This window comes from Algoriphagus aurantiacus (assembly GCF_035156405.1).
GTDB classification, from domain to species: Bacteria; Bacteroidota; Bacteroidia; order Cytophagales; family Cyclobacteriaceae; genus Algoriphagus; species Algoriphagus aurantiacus.
On record NZ_JAXRUT010000009.1, the window covers coordinates 88,527 to 109,324 of the forward strand.

Annotated in this window: 17 protein-coding genes; 14 read left to right on the forward strand and 3 right to left on the reverse strand. The window is 40.4% G+C overall.

The features are described 5' to 3' along the window. Positions 1 to 19 precede the first annotated feature (19 nt). Genes SYJ56_RS11050 through SYJ56_RS11065 form a run of 4 tightly spaced genes read left to right on the forward strand, consistent with a single transcriptional unit; the run spans position 20 to position 5,143 of the window. Complete coding sequence (locus SYJ56_RS11050; RefSeq protein ID WP_323834154.1) at positions 20 to 2,059, forward strand: copper-translocating P-type ATPase; 2,040 nt, start codon at positions 20 to 22, stop codon at positions 2,057 to 2,059. Continuing rightward, complete coding sequence (locus SYJ56_RS11055) at positions 2,060 to 3,847, forward strand: efflux RND transporter periplasmic adaptor subunit (RefSeq protein ID WP_323834155.1); 1,788 nt, start codon at positions 2,060 to 2,062, stop codon at positions 3,845 to 3,847. 27 nt (positions 3,848 to 3,874) lie between these two features. After that, entirely contained in the window at positions 3,875 to 4,570 is a 696-nt protein-coding gene (locus tag SYJ56_RS11060; RefSeq protein WP_323834156.1) for a PepSY domain-containing protein, read from the forward strand. 12 nt (positions 4,571 to 4,582) lie between these two features. Continuing rightward, positions 4,583 to 5,143 (forward strand): DUF3347 domain-containing protein, encoded by a 561-nt coding sequence (locus SYJ56_RS11065; protein ID WP_323834157.1) that lies wholly within the window; start codon positions 4,583 to 4,585, stop codon positions 5,141 to 5,143. Between the two features lie 179 nt (positions 5,144 to 5,322). On the opposite strand, the gene SYJ56_RS11070 is transcribed toward SYJ56_RS11065, so the two are convergent. Then, entirely contained in the window at positions 5,323 to 7,605 is a 2,283-nt protein-coding gene (locus SYJ56_RS11070) for a TonB-dependent receptor (RefSeq protein ID WP_323834158.1), read from the reverse strand. Between the two features lie 111 nt (positions 7,606 to 7,716). Between SYJ56_RS11070 and SYJ56_RS11075 the strand changes: the two genes are divergently transcribed. Further along, complete coding sequence (locus SYJ56_RS11075) at positions 7,717 to 8,376, forward strand: metal-dependent transcriptional regulator (protein ID WP_323834159.1); 660 nt, start codon at positions 7,717 to 7,719, stop codon at positions 8,374 to 8,376. A gap of 19 nt (positions 8,377 to 8,395) precedes the next feature. On the opposite strand, the gene SYJ56_RS11080 is transcribed toward SYJ56_RS11075, so the two are convergent. Then, complete coding sequence (locus SYJ56_RS11080) at positions 8,396 to 10,330, reverse strand: TlpA family protein disulfide reductase (RefSeq protein WP_323834160.1); 1,935 nt, start codon at positions 10,328 to 10,330, stop codon at positions 8,396 to 8,398. A 265-nt stretch (positions 10,331 to 10,595) separates the two neighbouring features. On the opposite strand from SYJ56_RS11080, the gene SYJ56_RS11085 reads away from it, so the two are divergent. Next, positions 10,596 to 11,408 (forward strand): amidohydrolase family protein, encoded by an 813-nt coding sequence (locus tag SYJ56_RS11085; protein WP_323834161.1) that lies wholly within the window; start codon positions 10,596 to 10,598, stop codon positions 11,406 to 11,408. 264 nt (positions 11,409 to 11,672) lie between these two features. On the opposite strand, the gene SYJ56_RS11090 is transcribed toward SYJ56_RS11085, so the two are convergent. Then, entirely contained in the window at positions 11,673 to 13,751 is a 2,079-nt protein-coding gene (locus tag SYJ56_RS11090; protein WP_323834162.1) for a S9 family peptidase, read from the reverse strand. A gap of 207 nt (positions 13,752 to 13,958) precedes the next feature. Here SYJ56_RS11090 and SYJ56_RS11095 point away from each other — a divergent pair, with 207 nt between their 5' ends. From SYJ56_RS11095 to SYJ56_RS11130, 8 genes are all read left to right on the forward strand, one after another. Beyond that, positions 13,959 to 14,387 (forward strand): serine hydrolase domain-containing protein, encoded by a 429-nt coding sequence (locus tag SYJ56_RS11095; protein WP_323834163.1) that lies wholly within the window; start codon positions 13,959 to 13,961, stop codon positions 14,385 to 14,387. Then, positions 14,384 to 15,037 (forward strand): serine hydrolase domain-containing protein, encoded by a 654-nt coding sequence (locus SYJ56_RS11100; RefSeq protein WP_323834164.1) that lies wholly within the window; start codon positions 14,384 to 14,386, stop codon positions 15,035 to 15,037. Before SYJ56_RS11095 ends, SYJ56_RS11100 begins: the two co-directional genes overlap by 4 nt. Positions 15,038 to 15,130: 93 nt before the next feature. Beyond that, positions 15,131 to 16,063: an aldo/keto reductase gene (locus tag SYJ56_RS11105; protein ID WP_323834165.1), complete on the forward strand. Its 933-nt coding sequence runs from the start codon at positions 15,131 to 15,133 to the stop codon at positions 16,061 to 16,063. A gap of 164 nt (positions 16,064 to 16,227) precedes the next feature. Further along, positions 16,228 to 17,247: a zinc-binding alcohol dehydrogenase family protein gene (locus SYJ56_RS11110; RefSeq protein WP_323834166.1), complete on the forward strand. Its 1,020-nt coding sequence runs from the start codon at positions 16,228 to 16,230 to the stop codon at positions 17,245 to 17,247. A gap of 4 nt (positions 17,248 to 17,251) precedes the next feature. Next, entirely contained in the window at positions 17,252 to 18,067 is an 816-nt protein-coding gene (locus tag SYJ56_RS11115; protein WP_323834167.1) for a sugar phosphate isomerase/epimerase family protein, read from the forward strand. A 264-nt stretch (positions 18,068 to 18,331) separates the two neighbouring features. Further along, a complete protein-coding gene (locus tag SYJ56_RS11120) occupies positions 18,332 to 18,673 on the forward strand; it encodes an L-rhamnose mutarotase (RefSeq protein WP_323834168.1) in 342 nt (113 codons plus the stop codon). Between the two features lie 366 nt (positions 18,674 to 19,039). Further along, on the forward strand, positions 19,040 to 19,558 hold the full coding sequence (locus SYJ56_RS11125) for a mycothiol transferase (RefSeq protein WP_323834169.1): 519 nt from the start codon (positions 19,040 to 19,042) through the stop codon (positions 19,556 to 19,558). Positions 19,559 to 19,736: 178 nt separating this feature from the next. Next, the gene (locus tag SYJ56_RS11130; protein ID WP_323834170.1) at positions 19,737 to 20,780 is read left to right on the forward strand and encodes a hypothetical protein; all 1,044 of its coding nucleotides are present in this window, start codon (positions 19,737 to 19,739) and stop codon (positions 20,778 to 20,780) included. The last annotated feature ends 18 nt before the right edge of the window (positions 20,781 to 20,798 follow it).

Genomic DNA, 20,798 nt, shown 5'->3' on the forward strand with positions numbered 1-20,798 from the left:
TTTAATAACCTCTTTAATTATGGAGCACTCAAATCAGCACGACAAACATAAATCCCATGATATGTCCAAAATGGACAGCAAGGATAAAAATGGTCATCATGACCATACAATGCACCATAAGCACATGATTGCCGATTTCAAAAAAAGATTTTGGGTCTCGATGGTTATTACCTTGCCTATACTCGTAATGGCCCCGATGATTCAGGAATTAGTTGGTTATGAATTCAGCTACAATGGGGACCGTTATGTTCAGTTTGGGCTATCCACCCTAGTTTTCTTTTATGGAGGTTGGCCATTTCTTAAGGGATTAGTAGATGAGCTTAAGAAAAAATCACCGGGAATGATGACACTCATTGCCCTAGCGATTTCAGTAGCTTATTTCTATAGTTCGGCTGTGGTCTTTGGACTATCAGGTAAGATATTTTTCTGGGAGTTGGTCAGTCTGATCGACATCATGCTGTTGGGACACTGGATAGAAATGAAATCAGTAATGGGTGCCAGCAATGCTTTACAGGAACTCGCCCAAATGATGCCGTCGGAGGCCAGAAGAGTGAAATCAAACGGTGAAACTGAAGATGTGCCTATCACAGATCTTCAAGAAGGGGATACGATTCAGGTTAGGCCTGGAGAGAAAATACCTGCTGACGGAGTAATAGTAGAGGGAAGCAGCCATGTGAATGAATCCATGCTTACAGGAGAATCCAAGCCTGTGGAAAAACATAAAGACTATGAAGTGATAGGTGGTTCTATTAATGATAATGGAGCACTTAAAATCCAAGTTAGGCATACTGGCGACGACTCCTATTTATCTAAAGTAATTGGATTGGTCACAGCGGCACAACAGACCAAATCCAAATCCCAAAATCTTGCAGACCGTGCTGCAGGTTGGCTTTTTTACATTGCTCTGGCCGCAGGTATAATTACCTTAATTGTATGGTTAAGCCTGGGCAAAGAATTTAATTATGCCTTGGAACGAATGGTGACGGTGATGATTATTTCATGTCCACATGCCTTAGGATTGGCTGTGCCTTTGGTCGTTGCAATTTCCACTTCAGTTTCAGCAAAGCATGGCCTATTGATTCGGAATCGCACCGCATTTGAAAATTCGAGAAAATTAACCACAATCATATTTGACAAAACAGGAACTCTTACCAAAGGAGAATTTGGAGTGACCAGATATGAATCTATTGTTGATACAATCGATGCAAATGAATTGCTTCGTTTAGCTGCTTCACTGGAAAATGTCTCTGAACATCCGATTGCTGCGGGAATTGTCAGAAAAGCCAAAGAATTGGATTTAAAACTAAGCGACCCTGAAGATTTTAAAAACATCACAGGAAGAGGCATACAGGCAAAACTTGAAGGCAAGGAATTTTCCATAGTCAGTCCCGGCAGCTTGAAAAAAGAAGGAATTGAACAACCAAAAGGAGCCTTTAAGTCAGAAGATGAGACGGTCGTCTTTGTACTTTCCGAAGGAAATCTAATTGGATATATAGCCCTTGCCGACGAAATCAGAGAGGAATCATTAGAAGCAATTCAAACCTTGAAAAAGCAGGGAATTAAAGTCCTAATGGCTACTGGTGACAATGAAAGAGTAGGAAAAGCTGTAAGTGAAGCACTTGAATTGGATGGCTACTTCGCTGAAGTATTGCCAGAAGACAAGCAGAAGATCATCAAGGATCTTCAAGAAAAAGGTGAATTCGTGGCCATGACAGGAGATGGTGTCAATGACGCCCCTGCTCTGGCACAGGCAAATGTAGGAATAGCAGTGGGCTCCGGTACCGATGTGGCTGCGGAAACGGCAGACATCATTTTGGTCAATAGCAATCCAAAAGACATAGCTAATCTCATTCTATTCGGTACGGCTACTTATAAAAAGATGATGCAGAACATCTGGTGGGCAGCAGGCTACAATATTGTGGCCGTTCCACTGGCTGCCGGTGTACTGGCAGGAGCAGGAATAATCCTTAGCCCGGCCATTGGTGCAGCGCTAATGAGCCTGAGTACGGTCATTGTAGCCCTAAATGCTCAGCTATTAAAAAGACAAATAAAATCCTAGATGAAAAATATACTCAAAAACAAATTCGTCCTGATTGCTATCGCTTTGGTAGTAGGACTTACAATCGGTTGGCTGATTAAGCCTTCTTCGGAGTTATCAGAGGAAACTGAAGAACATAACCATGTGGAGTCTATTGCTGGAATCCCGGTCACTTACACCTGCTCCATGCACCCTCAGATTCGACAAAACGAACCTGGTGACTGTCCAATATGTGGAATGGATTTAATTCCCTTAGAAAGTGAATCAGAAACTACGGATCCTATGTCCATTGCGATGTCTCCTACTGCGATGCAATTGGCAGGGGTTCAAACGATGATTGTCGGGAATTCCTCTGCTGATAAATCCATTCGACTAAGTGGTAAAATACAGGCAGACGAACGTTACAACTACACCCAGTCTGCCCATATTCCAGGTAGGATAGAGAAGCTAGCAGTCAATTTCACAGGAGAATACGTCAATAAAGGACAAGTTCTCGGACAGATTTATTCTCCTGAACTTGCCACTGCTCAAGAAGAATTGTTACAGACTCAAAAAATCAAGGAAACTCAGCCGGCACTTTTTAATGCAGCCAAAGATAAACTCAGAAATTGGAAGTTAACTGATGCTCAAATTGAAGAGATTTTAACTACTGGAAAGGTAACCGAACAGATTCCCATCCTTGCCAATGTTTCTGGATATGTCACTGACAAAATGGTCAATTTGGGAGATTATGTGCAACGTGGAGAACCCATTTACCAGATAGCAGACCTCAGTAATGTTTGGGTATTGTTTGACATTTATGAATCCGAGTTGCAATGGATTAAAAAAGGTGATGTAATCCAATTCACAGTAAAATCACTTCCCGGAGAGACATTCACAGGCAAATTAACCTACATAGACCCAGTCATTGATCCCAGCACCCGAGTGGCAAAAGCCCGGTTAGAACTAGGCAATCCTAATCTAAAATTCAAACCTGAAATGTTTGTATCCGGAGAAGTAGTAAGTAAAGGGTCATCAAAAGACGATAGCATTGTGGTGCCAAAAACGGCTGTGATGTGGACCGGAACTCGCTCGGTGGCTTATGTGAAAAATGTGACTAATCAAGCTGTGACTTTTCAACTTCGTGAAGTGACGCTTGGCGCATCATTGGGATCAGAATATATCATTACTTCAGGTTTAGAATCTGGGGAAGAAATCGCTATAAATGGCACTTTTAGCATCGATGCTGCTGCCCAACTGGCTGGAAAGCCTAGCATGATGTCTCCAGATGGCAGTGCTGGGATGACAGGCCATAACCATGGGGGCATGACGGGAAAAAACCAGGAAACAACCAGTCAGACTTCTGCTGGAAATGTAGGAGTTTCTGACAAAGCCAAGGATGCACTGAAGCCAGTTTTTGATACTTATTTCAAGCTGAAAGATGCATTGACTAATGATGATTTGGCAGAATCTAAATCCAGCGCGAATGATATGCTAGCCTCTTTGGGACAAGTAAACATGTCTGAATTCCAAGGTAATGCACACACGGATTGGATGAAATATGAGACAAAAATCAAAGCTGCTCTGGCTCATATTAAGTCCCAAAAAGATTTAGGGGAAATCAGAAAATCCTTCCTTTCTATATCTGATGAAATGCTTGGAATAGCAGAAAACTTCAAACCATTATCATCCAAAATACACGTGCAGCATTGTCCTATGGCAGATAGCAATAGAGGGGCGGATTGGCTGAGTTTGGAGGAAAAAGTTGTCAACCCATACTTTGGTCAGGCAATGCTTACTTGTGGTGAAGTCACCAAAACTATCTACTAAATTGAAAGCTTGAAATATCTAGACTAAATGCTGAAAAATAAGCAATACTACGCACGCAGAATCCATAGATTTCTAGGTGTGTTTATAGGAGTTCAATTCATCTTCTGGACTATTTCCGGACTCTATTTTAGCTGGACAGATATTGATGAAATCCATGGCGATCATTTCCGTACGGAACATATAATGCATGAATATGCCAAAGACCTGATCGATATAAACAAGCTAGACTCTACACTAATGATAGCTACGCTTGAACTAAGGTTTGTAAATCACAAACCTTACTACTGGGTGAATGAAAGTATATTATTTGATGCTGAAACCGGAAGTCTTCATCATGGGATTTCCGAAGCAGAGGCTAAAGAAATAGCGCAGATCTATGTCAAAGAGGATCTACAAATCAAGAAAATGGAATATCTGACAGAGACAGGAGCTCATCATGAATACCGAGAGTCTGCCCTACCCGTCTGGGCTATTCACTTTGAACATCCTGAAAACCTAGTGGCTTATGTGGATGCCAAAAGTGGACAATTCACCAAAGTCAGACACAGAGCTTGGCGCTGGTTTGACTTCCTCTGGATGTTTCACACCATGGATTATGCTGGAAGGGATAATTTCAACAACCTTTTACTGCGAATATTTTCCCTAGCAGGGTTGGCTGCAGTAGGTTCAGGCTTCACCTTGTTTTATATGACTAAAAAGAAAAAATTCAAACCAAAAAAATAAATATTTACCATCATGAAAAATTCAAAAACACCTTTAACCTTTATCCTATTAATCGCTCTTTCTCTTGCTTGTACAAGCAAATCAACTGAAAATCAGTCGCTAACAGAAGATTCGAATACTCATGAAATGCACGAAGCAGAATCCAACCAGCCTACTACTGCAGCAACCGCAACCATTGCTTTCAAAGAAGAATCAATTACCCAAATATTCAATGCTTACTTGGCTGTGAAGGATGCATTGGTGGAATCTAACGGCGAAAAAGTAAGTAGAGAGGCAGAAAAATTGAAGACTCTTTTGACTGAAGAAAAGTATAAGTCAATAAAAGTAGACGTACAAAAAATCGCAGAAAGCAAAGACCCAGAGATTCAACGTGAAACATTTAACAGTCTTTCTGATCAAATGATTGAGCTTGCAAAAAACAGCGAATTAGCAACTGGGAATCTGTTCCTACAACATTGCCCGATGGCAAATGGCAATAAGGGAGCGAACTGGATCAGTTTATCTGAAGAAATCAAAAACCCATATTTCGGAGAAAAAATGCTGAAATGCGGTTCAGTGACTGAGAAGATCTAACCCTTCACAACGGATGTTTAAAATAAGGTCTGGGGAAATCTGGATCTTATTTTTTTGTATTTGGGTTTTGACTCTATAAAATCACAGCTCTCATAGCCTAAAATGAGCATGAATATTCCCCACAGTCCCTTTGATCTATTCTCCCTATGCGAAACCCTCGTATTCTCTGTGGCAAGTACTCAATCCGAAATCCTAAATCTAAATCCCAAGAAACCTCTGATGCCTTGGTTTGGAGCAAAAACATAGGTAGGATCAAAAGTCAATGCATTAGGATTATCAGGGGTGGGGGCTACAGATCCATCAGGGGAGAAAACCACATTTTTATCAAAAGGATCAAATGCTCTAGCAATACTATTTGCGGGGGGTGTGAAATTCAAGAGGTTTTTCACCCCTCCATAAATCTCCCATTTTTCACCCAGAGTCTTGGTCAGCTGAATATTTTGAAGGCTATACCAAGTAGAATAAGCTGGGCGATCATCCAGGGGACCAAGTAGCGGCAAACGCATCGGACTATAGACATTTCCGGTATAATCCACCGTCAGGCCTAATCGGAAAAACTCATATCCAACAGACCAAACTCCGGAAAACTGCTCCGTAAGCAACTGACGGGTCCTGATTCCCTCCTCCTCAATACTCACATCCATGAGTGTGCCACCAGCAGTGATATTCAAACCGTTTGCCCAAGCAGCGTCAATATTTAGAGAGATTCCCTTCGAAACTGCCGAGCCATCCAGATTGGCATAAATAATTTGATTTGGATTCGTCTCATAGTCAGGAATGATACGATTAGTGAAATAGGTATAGAATGCAGAACCATCCAAGCCAAAAAAAGCACCCTGATCAGTATAGATTTTCTTCACCAGATTGGCATTTACATTCCAGCTTTGTTCAGGTTTCAACTCTTCTTTAAAAATCACTTCTCTTGCACCAGTCAATGCTGCATGATCCTCGGTAAACACATTAGCGACCCGAAAACCATTTCCTGCCGAAAGCCTAAAGACTGTATTCTTGTCAGCTGAAGCTAATTTATAATTTACACGTGGAGAAAATATAGATCCGTGGATGGAATTATAATCATAACGTACTCCAAGTAATAAACTCTGATTGGTAGTCAGCTTGATTTCATCTTGTAAAAAAGCACCTGGCAAATGAATTACTGAGGGTGCATTATTGTCAGAAATTAGGTCAGAAGTGGCTGAAGTGTTATCGTCATAATAGGTATATCGATAAGCCAAACCAAGTAGTAAGCCATGCTTCTGGGCTGTTTTGGCCCAAGTTAATTGTCCAAAACCTATGTATTGATCAGCTTTATAAATTGTTGTTCCATATACCGAGTTTTGGTTGTGTCCATTTGCCGAAAATTGAAAGTTCATAGCCTCCTCAGTTGGCAACTGCCAGGTGCCAAAAGCTTCCCATCGACTGGTGTATATACTCTCACCATACACCTCATCACCTCCACGATCTGCAGTGGTCCAGTTCATTTCTCCGCCCCAGCGATCTTCATAGACATATCTTCCTGCCATAGTAAGCAGTCTATTGTCTGGCCTTAGTACATTGATTTTCTGAAAGAAAGAAATCCTTTTCGAAAGTGTCACATCTGTAAAACCATCGCCATTATTATCAATAGGATTGTCGTAATAAAACGCATTCACACCAGTAAGTGATTGAATAGTTGAACCCCAATTCGAACGTAAGCCGAGATCCAGATTCATTTCTCCCCAGCCAGTGGCGAAGAAATCTGTGGACAGCAAGGGAGCAGATTCTGGCTTTTTTGTTATGACATTGATCAAGCCTCCAACTGCCTCTGATCCATAAAGTGTAGATGCAGGCCCCTTGACTACTTCTACGCGATCTATCAGCGCCTGGGGAATTCCCGTCAAACCATAAACCGTTGCCAACCCACTCACAATTGGCATTCCGTCTATCAACACCATGGTATATGGTCCTTCCAAACCATTGATGTGAATATCTCCTGTGTTGCAGACATTGCAGTTAATCTGTGGGCGAACTCCATTCACATTTTGGAGTGATTCAAAAATCGAGGGAGTGGGATTCGCCCTGAAAAAATTGGCACTGTACACTTCTACAGGTACAGGACTGTCCAGTTTTGATACTTCCTGCATCGTCCCACTTACTACGACTTCATCCAATCCTCCATCCATCTCCTGAAGTTCAAAAACCAAAGTTGACATTTTTTCACTTGGGATTTTCACCACTTTCTGTGCAGTTTGAAAGCCCACCATGGATGCCTGAACAGTGTAAGTACCAGTTTCGGAAATAGCTATTGAAAAGCCTCCATCCCTATCTGTGACTGCTCCTTTGGACATGCCCTTGACATAGACATTGGCAAATTCAACGGGTTCACCCTTCGAAATAACTTTCCCTTTCAGAAGCATATTCTGGCTGAAAAGACTGTTAGTAATTAAGAAATTAAGGAGTAAAAAAGTAAAAATCTGTCTCATGCTTTTCGGTCTGTTTTTAAATTAGATAGCACAAATCTACATTGTTAGATCATTCTAACAAAATTGTTTTAAATAATATTTTACCATATTTGAATACTAAAGCAATAGGATATGGCATCACAGACTGAAGAAAATTATCTGAAATCACTTTTCAACTTAGCAAATGACAAGAATGAGATCAATATCTCAGAGCTAGCGAATCAGATGCAAGTCAGTATGCCGACTGTCAACAGTATGGTTAAGACTCTTCAAAAAAATGGATGGGTGGTCTATGAAAAGTATAAACCTGTGGCACTTACATCCAAAGGCAAAAAAGAAGCTGCGCTGATCATCCGAAAGCATAGACTTACGGAAATGTTTTTGGTAAATAAAATGGGTTTTGGCTGGGAAGAAGTACACGAAATCGCAGAGCAGGTGGAGCATATCCACGCTCCAAAATTCTTTGAACGAATGGATGAAATGATGGGCTTCCCTACCATCGACCCACACGGCTCTCCTATTCCCGACAAGCAAGGCCGCATTCAAGAGATTAACTACCTCACTTTATCGGATTGTAAAGCCGGACAATTCGTTAAACTTGCCGGTCTTACCAATTCATCCACTGAATTTTTAGAATTTCTTAATGGCAGAAATCTCAGTTTAGGTACTGAGCTGACAATTCGCTCCAAGGAAGCTTACGATCAAAGCATTGTGGTCAGCTACTCTGATCATCCCAGCGAAACACTCTCCGAAAAAGTCTGTGAGAAGTTATTGGTGAAGGTTGTGGAGTAACAAAATTAAGCCGTACAATTTACTCCCTGGATGCAAATTCCTTTAGTTGGTTAATCAATGTTGCCCCTGAACTCGGCCGATTGATACCTTCTCTTACCAGTTTCCCTTCCTTGGTGATTACCATGTAAGTTGGGAAACCAGAGATTCCTACTTCTTTGTCAAACTTTTGGTAGCTATCGTTATCTAAAAAATAGTTGTCCCCAATGAGATTATGCTTTTTCACCATAGGCTCATAGGATTTCTCCGGTGACTGAGCGCAGAGATAGACGAAAACCACATCATTGAGTTCTTCTTTCTTTATCTCTTTCATGTATCCGAATTCAGATATACATGGTCCACACCAGGTAGCCCACACATCCACGTAAACTACCTTTCCTTGGTACTTCTCTTTCAACTGGCTGAGGATATTATCAGAAGCAGCGGCAATCTCAATTCCTTCTATAAATTTTAAGTTTTTCGTGGCTTCAAATTCTTCGATTTGACGATAGATCCCTTCCAAAACCTGAGGCTGAATATCAAGCTCTTCTAATTTTTCCTGAATTTCATTAGGCACATCATTCCCATGACTTAAATATGCTTGATCTAAGAAAGTGGAGATAATACTCGAACGCTGATAAATTCCAAAATCTGTAACTTTTTGCACCAAATGATCCCACACGGTCGAATAGTACATTGAATTTAATATCTGTGTGTTGTTCTTCATCACTTCAAGAGCTTCAGCATTAGTAAGCTTCACATCCGAAAGACTATTCTTTTCCAATACCTCTCTGTGCCACGCTTTAACAGCAACTTGACCGGAATCTGAGGAAACATTTTCAAGGAGAAAATCATACATTTTTTCTGCTTGAGACATCTGAATTTTTTCTCTTTCCATTTTTAAGGATGACTTGGCAAATTCCCGATTTAGATCAGCGTAACTTTCAGCCAATAATTCCTCTTTCTCATCCCAGACTAAACTTCTTACTTTTGCAACATATTTATCAGAGATATCTGCTGGCCCCTTAACACCTTCTTTATTGAGACGATTGTGAAGCCAAGAATAGCGCATCAAATCATCAGCCGCATCGATTCGAGTATTCCTGAAACTCATGTCTTTAACTACCTCACTTATGGGAAGTGAATCAAAATATTCTTGGTAAAATTGACGGTGTGACTCCATCAATTCAAGCCTATATTCCAAGTATTCGTCAGACTCTAGGGCTCGCTGCAAACTGTCATTTTCAAAGTATTTTCTCACTTTCATGTACTCTGGTCGAACTAAACGTAATTCCTCATTTTCAACAGCTAATGATCCCATAAAATCAATCCCCTGAACTTCAGTCCATGAACCTGAAAATGTTCTTTCGTCAATAATTAAAGCCTGATTTCCACCTGGAGTTGCTAGATAACTAAAAAATGAATTACCAATCTGAAGCATTACTGTTTGTGGATTCTCCAATGGGTAAATAATTTTAAATCTTCCCTTGTTATCAACATCCGCGACGAATTTCTTCTGATCATCGGCATATGCGTAGTTATATATAATCGAAATAGTAGGTGGCATGGAATCCACAGGTATAAACACACCCTGCAAAACCACCTGACCTCGTTGGAAATAATCATCATCAAGATTAGTAGAGGCAGTTGCTCGGTCTGATATATCTACAACTTTAGTAGAAATTATAGGATAAGCTTCTTCCTTAAATTTCAGAACTAAGTGATTAGCTTGTTTATTCAAATTGACATCCACTTTTTCAAGTTGATTGGATAAGCTCAGCATTCCCTCTTCATATCCATCAATATCCCACAGCTGACTATTGAATAAGGCATACTCGTCAGCTACAAAGAGCTTGAGAATGTTGGACCCGTCAGAGGCATACCATTTTCCCTGAACTTCATCAAAAGTTGGGTTCTGAGAAAAAACGGGATGAAAAGATAGGAAAACGATAAAAGTAATTACAATTCTAAAAAACATAACAGAGGAAGTTTAATACCCTTCTAATAAAAGAATTAAATAGTTTTGTGACAAGTAATCAAGTTCATAAAAGCTGGAAAATTGTCCTCTTTAAGAAAAATTATGAATAAGCAGGGCAATTTATCAAATGGCTAAATACTACTTGACAAATGAATTTAGGCACTTTAACCCAGATATAGTTAACAAGATCATCTCCAGTCATGTTTCTTTCTTTTGACACTTGGACGAGTAATTGCTACATTATTCCAGAACTAATTTTTAAAACATGATCATAGACGTACATACCCACATCAATAATTACCATGAAGACCGTGTCGTTTCGCTGGAAGATTGCCTGAATAAATTGACTGAAACTATGGAGGAAAATCAAGTGGATTACTCTTTGGTACTCACTTCCTACAAGGTCAATGAACACAGACCCAGCACCAAAAAGGTGGTCGAGGCTATCTCACATAGGAAAAACTTAGGAGTAGTGGCCGGTATCAGCTACTTGAATTATAATCATAGAGATCTCAGCGAGATAGCTGAATACTTAGAATCAGGTCTAATCAAAGGACTTAAACTCTATCCAGGGTACGAACCATTTTACCCAAATGATATGCGTATGAAGGTAGTCTATGACATGGCAATTGAATTTGACGTCCCTGTGATGTTTCATTCTGGAGACACTTATTCTCCCACAGGAAGGGTAAAATATTCCCACCCTATCCACCTTGATGATCTGGCGGTCGACTTTCCTGAATTAAAAATTGTCATCTGTCATGTGGGTAATCCCTGGATCAAAGACTGCATGGAAGTAACCTATAAAAACCAGAATGTCCATGCTGATTTTTCTGGATTAGTGCTTGGTGATTTTTCGGAGAAATTTGAGAAGTGGATGAAACATGAGCTGGAGCAAATGATTACTTATGCTGGCAATCCAAAGTATCTGCTTTACGGAACAGACTGGCCTATTTCTTCTATGAAATCTTATTTGAATTTTATGAAGAATCTGGACTTACCTCAAGAAAAAAAGGAATTGATCCTCTGGAAAAATGCTGCTGAATTGTTCAAAATTGACGTGACTAATATCAAGTAGTCCTGCATTTCCCCTTGGCTTCTTCTAGTTGATTTCTCCAAAAAAACATATCTGGTTCAAGTCTCACGACCTGCCTGACCGGTAGGCAGGCTTGGACCCAAAGTAATGCAGTCTCCAGACTGCCCTGCCAAACATTAATTAAGGCAAACTTCGCTCAACCTGACAGTCGCGACCTCTGCGCCCCACTCCGCGACCACCGTGGTTAATAAAAAAACTACCTACCGATCACCCAGTAGGTAGTTTTGCATTAAAATAAAGTCATTATTAACGAACTTCTTTCTTGTAATCTGTCACCAAATGTTCGATGAAAAACTCCATCATTCGGTCTCTGTTTAAAGCCGTGTGGCCTCCATCAGGCGCCACTTGCACTTCTATGCTTTTTCCTGCATCCTGAAATGCTTTGATCAATTGTAATGAATTGGATGGGTGTACATTGTTATCCGCAGTACCAAAGAAAACCAACAATTCACCCTCAAGCTGATCAGCCATATTCATTAAGCTGAATCTATTATAACCTTCCTCGTTATTCTCTAGCGTGCTCATAAAGCGCTCCGTGTAGATATTATCGTACAATCTCCAGTCGGTCACCGATGAATTTGCAACTGCCGCATGAACTAGCTCCGGGAATCTAAGCAACATTGAAGCCGCCACAGTTCCACCATATGAAGTTCCGTAAACCCCCACTCTATCTTTATCAAAATATGGGCGGTCATGAAGAGATTTGATGCCTTCGGCAAAATCATCCATTTCTACCAAACCTAGGTTTCCGTACAACTGATCCAGCAATTTCTTACCTCGTCCTCTCACATTTCGACCATCGATGTTAAGCACTAAAAATCCATATTCTGTCAATGGGTCTGGGAGTACAAAATTCTCACGGAAAGCGTTGGTAGCCGGCCCACCGTAGTTACTTAGGATAACCGGGTATTTTTTAGTAGAGTCAAAATCCGATGGAAAGTGAATCATACCATGCAATTCAGTTACACCGTCTTTTGATGTGAAAGTGAATACTTCCACTTTTTTCAAACCCAATTCTTCAAACTTACTCATGTCACTTTTCGCCAATTCGGCAACTACTTTCCCTTTTGCATCCATCAAATTTGTAATTGGAGCTATTTCATGAGTCTGCGCTACATCTACAAAATATTTACCTTCAGGAGAAATCGTCACAGCATGGTTGAATTTCGGATCTGTCAATCGGGTATCTTTTGTACCATCGAGTTTTACGCGGTGAAGCTGCATCAGCATGTGATTGTCACCGCTGCGAGCCAAGTAATAAAGCATTTTATCATCCTCATCTACTTTCACGATATTGGATACTTCGAAAGGATGAGTGGTTATGGGATTGACAAGGGTACCGTCAAAATTATACAGGTAGTAATTGTTAAAACCTGATCTTTCAGAAGCCCAGATGAAGTGCTTCCCATCAGCAAGAACTTCCATCTCCGGGGAATTCTCCACGAAACTTGGAAGCCATTCTTCACGGATCACCGTTCTGCTTTTGCCAGTTTCAGGATTTGCTGCGCGAAGTTCAAGAATGTTCTGACGTCTATTGGTGCTGTGGAAAAGCAATTCTTTGCCATCAGGAGTCCAAGACAAGTCATAAATATATGTACCTAAATCTCCATCGCTGTAAGGCTTGCCATCTCTGATATCCAGTTCAGTCATCTTTTTGGTAGCTACATCATAGACCATAAGATCTACAGGAAGGTTGGGCTCTCCTACTTTAGGATAGGCTTCAATCTCAAGCGAATCATATAAACTCAGTTGATTCAAAAGCACATAGTATTTCTTCACATCCTTCTCAACAAATCTGTAGAAAGCGATCTTGCTACCATCTGGGGACCACCACATAGCGGTATTTTGTCCTAATTCCTCTCCATAAACCCAAGTTGCAATACCGTATTTCACTTGGTTTTCCTCATTACCATCAGTAGTAATTGGGATTACATTGCTACCATCTGCATCACTGAGGTACATGTTGCGATCTTTGGTAAATGCCTTGTATTTGCCATCAGGAGACTCAGCTGAATCGAACTGACGGCCTCGGGCAGGTCTATTATTAGCTCTTCGCTCCTGAGCTGGTGGATCCCCCAGTTCTGTGATCTTTTTGGTTTTGACAGAAAAGGACTGAAGTTTACCATCTTCTACAAATTCGAAGGATTTGCCATCCTCGGCCCAATTCACATTTAGGCTACCTGACTTAACTGCAGATCTAATTTGGGGAGCAATCTTTTGGTATTGCTCATAGCCAGGCATGCTTTTAAGTTTGTCCTGAGCTTGAGAAACAGAAATGGTGGTGGCTAAGGCTGTCGCCATAGTTAGGAAGAACTTATTCTTCATATCATATTCGGGTTAAGTTTATTCGTGTTGCGATGATACTATTTTTAGCTGTAAAAAACAGGTATAAATACACGATAGGTTGCTCAAACTCAATATTATTTACTCTTCATTTTCGTAATAATGATATCAAATCCAGTTCAACTAAACCTGATTTTGTAACCATATAACAGATTCCAGCATCCAAGGGATAATCAACAAACTCCCCACATGAAAAACTTTGACTCGCTAAGCAAACTGCTGATTGCTACTTTTTTCCTTTTTTCGCAAATCACCCAACTCGTCTATTCTCAAACCTTGGAAGCTAAGATCGATTCTTTGCTCGAAACTACTTTTTCTCCAGAAGGCCCAGGAGCTGTTTTTTTGGTTGCCAAGGCCGGTAAACCCATTTATAGAAAAGCCTTTGGACAGGCCAACTTGGAACTCAATGTCCCAATGAATACCGGTAACGTCTTCGAAATTGGCTCAATGACCAAACAGTTTACGGCTATAGCTATTTTGACGCTAATGGAGCAAGGTAAGCTTCAACTCGATAATGAGATCACTAAATTCTTCCCCAACTACCCTACTTATGGAAAAAGCATCACTATTCATCACTTGCTCACACACACCTCGGGCATCAAAATTTTACTGTCATGAAGTCTCTGCGGGCAATCGAAAGGCAAGATCTTACGCCTTTAGAATTAATCGATTTTTTCAAGGAGAATCCAATGGATTTTGATCCCGGAGAAGAGTTTAAATACAATAATTCAGGTTATGTGATTCTGGGATATATCATAGAGGTTCTTTCAGGGAAAACTTATGCTGAATTTATTCAAGATAATATTTTCGACAAACTCGAAATGAACTCCTCTCAATATGCCAGCCACTCCGAAGTCATTGAAAACCGTGCATACGGCTACCATCAAAAGGATAAATATGTAAATAAGACCTTCATCAGTCTGAGTTTACCTTATTCATCCGGATCGCTAATGTCCACCGTGGACGATATGCTCAAATGGAATGAAGCATTAAAAAACAACACCCTGCTTAAGGAAGAAACCACGAAAAAAGCATTTGAGAATTACAGCTTAAATTATGGTGAAAAAATCAACCACGGCTATGGATGGCATATTACCACTTTGAATGATGCCCTAACTTTTGAGCATGGAGGCAGCATTTTTGGATTCAAATCCATGGGAGTATACTTGCCTGAAGAAGATGTTTATGTGGTCGGTTTGAGTAATTGTGACTGCAATTCTCCCACGAAATTGACCCGAGATATCGCACAGTTAACTATGGGAAATTGAGAGATTAATCCCGTCCATTGCAATTGAATTTCCCTACTCATAAAATCTCCATATATTGGTTTGGCAAAGTCAAAAACCCGCAATAATCAATATATGGAATACCGAAAGTTAGGAAACACAGGAATAGATTTGTCTATTCTTGGATTTGGCGCGTCACCCATGGGTGATGTTTTTAATGTTTCTGACGAAAAAGATGGCTATCGTGCCGTGCATTATGCGATTGACCAGGGGGTGAATTTCTTTGATGTTTCTCCTTTTTATGGAATTACCCTAGCGGAAAAGCGATTGGGAAATGCACTCCAAGGCAAACGTGACAACGTGATTTTAGCTACTAAATGTGGACGTTACGATTTGCAGGAATTTGATTTTTCTGAAAAGCGGATTCTGCAAAGTGTGGATGAATCACTTAAAAGACTGAAAACAGATTATGTAGACTTACTTCAGCTTCATGACATTGAATTTGTAGACAAAGAACAAATTCTGAATGAAGCATGGCCAACACTGCTTAAACTCAAAGAGTCTGGAAAAGCCCGATTCATAGGAATCACTGGACTTCCAGTAAACTATCTAGCTGAAATCACGAGAAATATCGAAGTGGATTCGGTGTTATCATGGGCACATTATAATTTATTAGAAGATGAAATCAATCGGGAACTAGTGCCACTTTCTAAAGAAATAGGCTTTGGTTTGATGAATGCTGCTCCTTTGATGCAACGCATACTTTCAGATGGGGAGTTACCAGATTGGCATCGATCTCCACCAGCAATGAAAGCAATGCAATCAGAGTTACTTAAGCTTTGCGCGAACTATGGCGTAAAACTCAGTGATGTGGCCATCCGCTATGCACTGGATCATCCCGATATTACTACTACGATAGTGGGCATGTGTGATCTTGCGACTATCACACAAAATATTAGTGTACTTGATTTCAGAATTCCAGATGGCTTATTAGAAGAAATCGAAACGCTGGTAGCTCCTGTCAAAAACCAAATGTGGTATGAAGGCAAGTCTGAGAACAATATTTAAGAAAAAGACGGAAGACGAGTACTCAAAAATAAGTTAGCATTTCAAATAATTAAATCCCCCTTGCCCCCCTTTGAAAAAGGGGGAATCACCAAGAAAAGAACCTCAACTATTGACCGCAGTAGCCTGCAAAAATTTAATTAAGTAAAGACAATAACTCAAACCTTATGAAAGCATTAGTTCTAACTGATATCGGTAAAACAGAACTCCGAGAAGTCGAAAAACCCACTCCAAAATCGGGAGAAGCCCTCCTTAAAGTTGGAATGGTCGGCTTTTGCGGAGGAGATCTGAATAGTTACCGAGGTCTTTTTCCACTGCAAGAATATCCGAATATTCTAGGCCATGAGGTTGGTGGCACGATTGAGGAATTGGGTGATGATGTTCCTGCTGAAATCAAAGTTGGTATGAAAGTGACTGTTTATCCATATCTGAATTGTGGAAAATGCATCGCCTGCCGAAAAGGCGCCCGTAATGCCTGCAAGGAAAATAAAACAATGGGAGTTCGACGTCCAGGAGCTATGTGTAGATACATTGCTTTGCCATGGCAGGATGTATTTCCATCGGAGAAATTATCGCTTCGCGAATTAGCTTTGGCAGAGCCTCTCACTGTTGGTTTTCACTCTGTGAACCGTGCTAAAGTCACTTCTCAGGATCGTGTCGCTGTGATCGGCTGCGGAATCGTCGGCTTGGGAGCTGTAGCTGCTGCAGTTGAGCAGGGTGCAGAAGTGATCGCCATTGATCTAGATGACGCCAAACTTGAGATCGCAAAGAAAATCGGAGTTAAGCATACCATCAATCCAAAGAAAGTAGACCTACATCAGGCTCTTCAAGAGATGACAACCAACGATGGTCCTGATGTAATTATTGAAGCGGTCGGTAGTCCCATAACTTATCGCCAAGCCGTAGAAGAAGTGGCCTTTACCGGAAGAGTAGTTTGCATAGGGTATGCAAAAGCACCCGTCGAATTCAATACATCACTGTTTGTGCAGAAGGAAATAGAAATCTTGGGATCAAGAAACTGCACTACCGAATTCCCTGAAGTGATCAGCTATCTGGAGCAGGGAAAATTTCCTGTGAATGAAGTAATCAGCAAAGTAGTAACACTAGACGAGTCCGAACAGGCACTTGCAGATTGGGCGATGGATCAGCAGGGTATAATTAAAATAATGATTGATTTTGACAACTAACGAAATGATAAAATCCTGCGTAACAATTGCTTTAGTTCCTCAAATTAAAAGTGGCCCTTGGATTTTTTGGGAAGACTTAGAAGCTGGAATGGCGAAAGCTTCCAAACTTGACTTTGATGCGATTGAGCTTTTCACAGCTTCCGCTGATGCAATTAAAATCCAAAGACTCCAAGAACTATTGGATAAATATTCCCTCAAACTCGCGGCTGTTGGAACGGGTGCTGGCAAGGTCATCCATGGTCTAACGCTTACTGACCCTGATTCAGAAATTCGGAGAAAAGCTATATCCTTCATCTCAGACATGATTGACTTTGGAGCTGCTTTCGGAGCTCCGTCAATTATCGGCTCAATGCAGGGAAATGTACTCCCTGGAAAAGACAGAGAAGAAACGATGTCTTGGCTAGCTGAAGGATTGAACCAATTGGGAAAGCATGCTGAATCAAAAGGAGTAATATTGATCTACGAACCACTTAACCGCTACGAAAGTAATTTAATAAACACACTTGAAGCTGGATCAAAATTCTTGGATTCTTTAGATACCAAGTCAGTGAAGCTGTTGGCAGATTTATTTCATATGAATATTGAAGAAGGTAATTTGGAAGAAAGCATTTTGAACTGGGGAAAAAGCATCGGCCACGTACATTTTGCGGATAGCAACAGAAGACCAATGGGTTTTGGACATACCCAAATGGAAAGTATAGCAGATGCGCTTAAAACAATTGGCTACACTGGCTATGCTTCAGCGGAAGCTTTCCCCTACCCGAGTCCAGATGAAGCTGCTGAGCAGACGATAAAGGAATTTAGGAAATGGTTTAGATAGGATTTGAGATTTGAGATTTGAGATTTGAGATTTGAGATTTGAGATTTTTGAACCTCCTTCTACAACTAGTTAAGTTATATCTCTTAATTCAAAGGCCTTTGATCTAAATCCCCCTTACCCCCTTTTACGGGCATTTCGAGTCAATATTGAATAAGAGATTCAAGGGGGAGTTGCCCAATTCTTGATTCTTGACTCTAGGCTCTTGGCTCTAGCTTCTAAAACCTTATGTCTAACGTCTAATGTCTTAAATCTAAAACATAAAAAATGAAACGTTTTGCACTTACACTTGACCTCATTGATAACGAGGAATCAATCAGAGAATACGAGCAGCATCATGCTAAGGGTGCCGCTTGGCCAGAAGTCACCCAACATGATATTGATGCTGGAATTCTTAATATTGAGATATTTCGAACAGGAAACCGCATGTTTATGCTTCTGGAAACGGTAGATGAATTTGACTTCGAAGAGAAGGCAAAATTCGATGCCTCCAATCCGAAAATTGCAGAATGGGAGGCATTTATGTGGAAGTATCAGCAGCCCATACCGTGGGCAAAACCTGGTGAAAAGTGGGTACTGATGAATAGAATCTTTAAGTCTGGTGAGTAATTAACAAAGATTGACTAAGCACTTTATCATTTTATAAGCAATTTTCTAATCCACAAACTTTTCTCACTTATGAAATACCCATGACGAGCGGACGACATACAGCGGGATGATTATAACCCAGCAAACACCGCATCAGCAGATTTGTTTGTGGTTAGGGCGCGCTGGGGTGACGCAGCAGCGAGCCATGCGGCTGGTCTGCGCGCGGAAGCTTTGCTGGCGTCTTGGCCTTTTGGTTCTTTTGGGCCAAGCCAAAAGAACAAAGAAAACGAGCTTGACTCAAGCCTCACACAAGAGGATATTTAAAAACCTCTGTAAACTCACTTGACTATTTCTTCCAAATAACTAAAAGATTTAATTTATAATCACATGAAAAACAACATAAAATTCCCTCTGCTCATTGCCTTAGTCTTGTCCTGCTCTGCCTTGACCTACGGACAAAACACGATGACTCCCCCTCATGGCTATGATCATGATATTGGAACTATGGTATCCATGCTGGAAAACCTCAGAACAAGGATAATCATGAGCACCCGAAGTCTAAATCAGAATCAAACAGATTTTTTATTGGATGATAAAGCCAATAGAATCGGTGCTATGATCATGCATTTGGCTGCAACTGAAGTTTATTACCAAGCCTATACATTTGAAGGCAGAAGTTTTAATAAGGAGGAAAAAGAGAAATGGGAAACTGCTTTGAATTTGGGTGATGAGGCCAGATCTGAGTTTGTTGGAAAGCCTATTCAATATTATTTAGATATCTGGGCTGAAGTCCGTCAAAAGACATTAGATACACTCAAAACCAAGGATGATAAATGGTTTGCTACTTTAACAACAGGTGGGCAGACTGACAATCACTGGGCATGGTTTCATGTGATGGAGCACTAGGCTAATCATATGGGGCAAATCAATATGCTGAGAAGTAGATTACCTGAGTAAGTTCTGTCCCAATTAAGAGGATCAAAAACATTTTCAAAAAATCATACTCAATATATAGCCGAAATTTAATTAACTTAAACATAATATGGCCTTTAAAAGGCTAACAATAAACTTTTAACCCAAAATCATGAGCCTACGTTTGTCTTCAAAACTTTTAGTGTTTTTGGTTTTCTATTTACTGATGTCATGCGATAAAAAAGATGATCCAACTCCCGATCCTGATCCATTTCCATCTTTATCTACATACAAAGACAGATTCTTAGCCGAAGCTAAAGCCAGAGGGTATGATCTGGATTTCTCTGGTTTGGATGTCCGCTACGTAGATGAGAAAATACCAGAAGAAGGAACTACTTTTTGTGGATATGGCTATGTAAATCATTCACAAACAGGACGAAGAACTGTTTTAATTTCAAAAGAGAGTTCTTGTGGATGGATAAATGATTCAGATTTAAACAGAGAGAAGTTCTTTTTTCATGAAATAGGTCATGCATTCTTAAATCTCTATCATGATGATTCATTCCTTTGTGATGGAAGTCCTGCTTCTTTGATGCATTCAGATGTTCGCCTTTATTCCTATTATTTAGAAAAACCAGAATTAAGGAAAGATTACATTGATGAGCTCTTCGATAGGTTGGCTGCCGAAACAAAATGTATAGAACCAAAACAAGATTGGGTCAATAATCCAGTTTATTTTAAACATGAAGGTGGAGATGAACAATGGACTTTTCATGATGCACAAGGTAATTTTGTAGGTTCTAGATCTACTGAATCCCCGCCCTATTCACTAAGGATATCTTCAGTTCCTGGTAAAAATTCAACTGAAACAGGCTATTGGAATACACAATTGAAGGTCACAAACATACCCCAAGGCGCTAAAGTAACTTTGCGTACAAAAATAAATTCGGAGGGACTGGTTGGAACAGGAGCTGCAATAGGGATGCGCGTTTATGAACCGCAGTTATTTCCGCTAGGAGCACAATTAGTTGAAACATATGTTACAGGTACTGAATCAGAACCTGTAACAGGTAAATTGACAAACCATATGTTGGAAATTTCTATTCCAAGCTATTCCAGAGAAAACACAATGCTTATCCCTTTCGCAATAATGCTTCCGGGAACTCAGGGGGAGGTTTATTTTGATAATTTTGAAATTATTGTAGGAGAACCTTGATCAACTGATCCTTTTAAT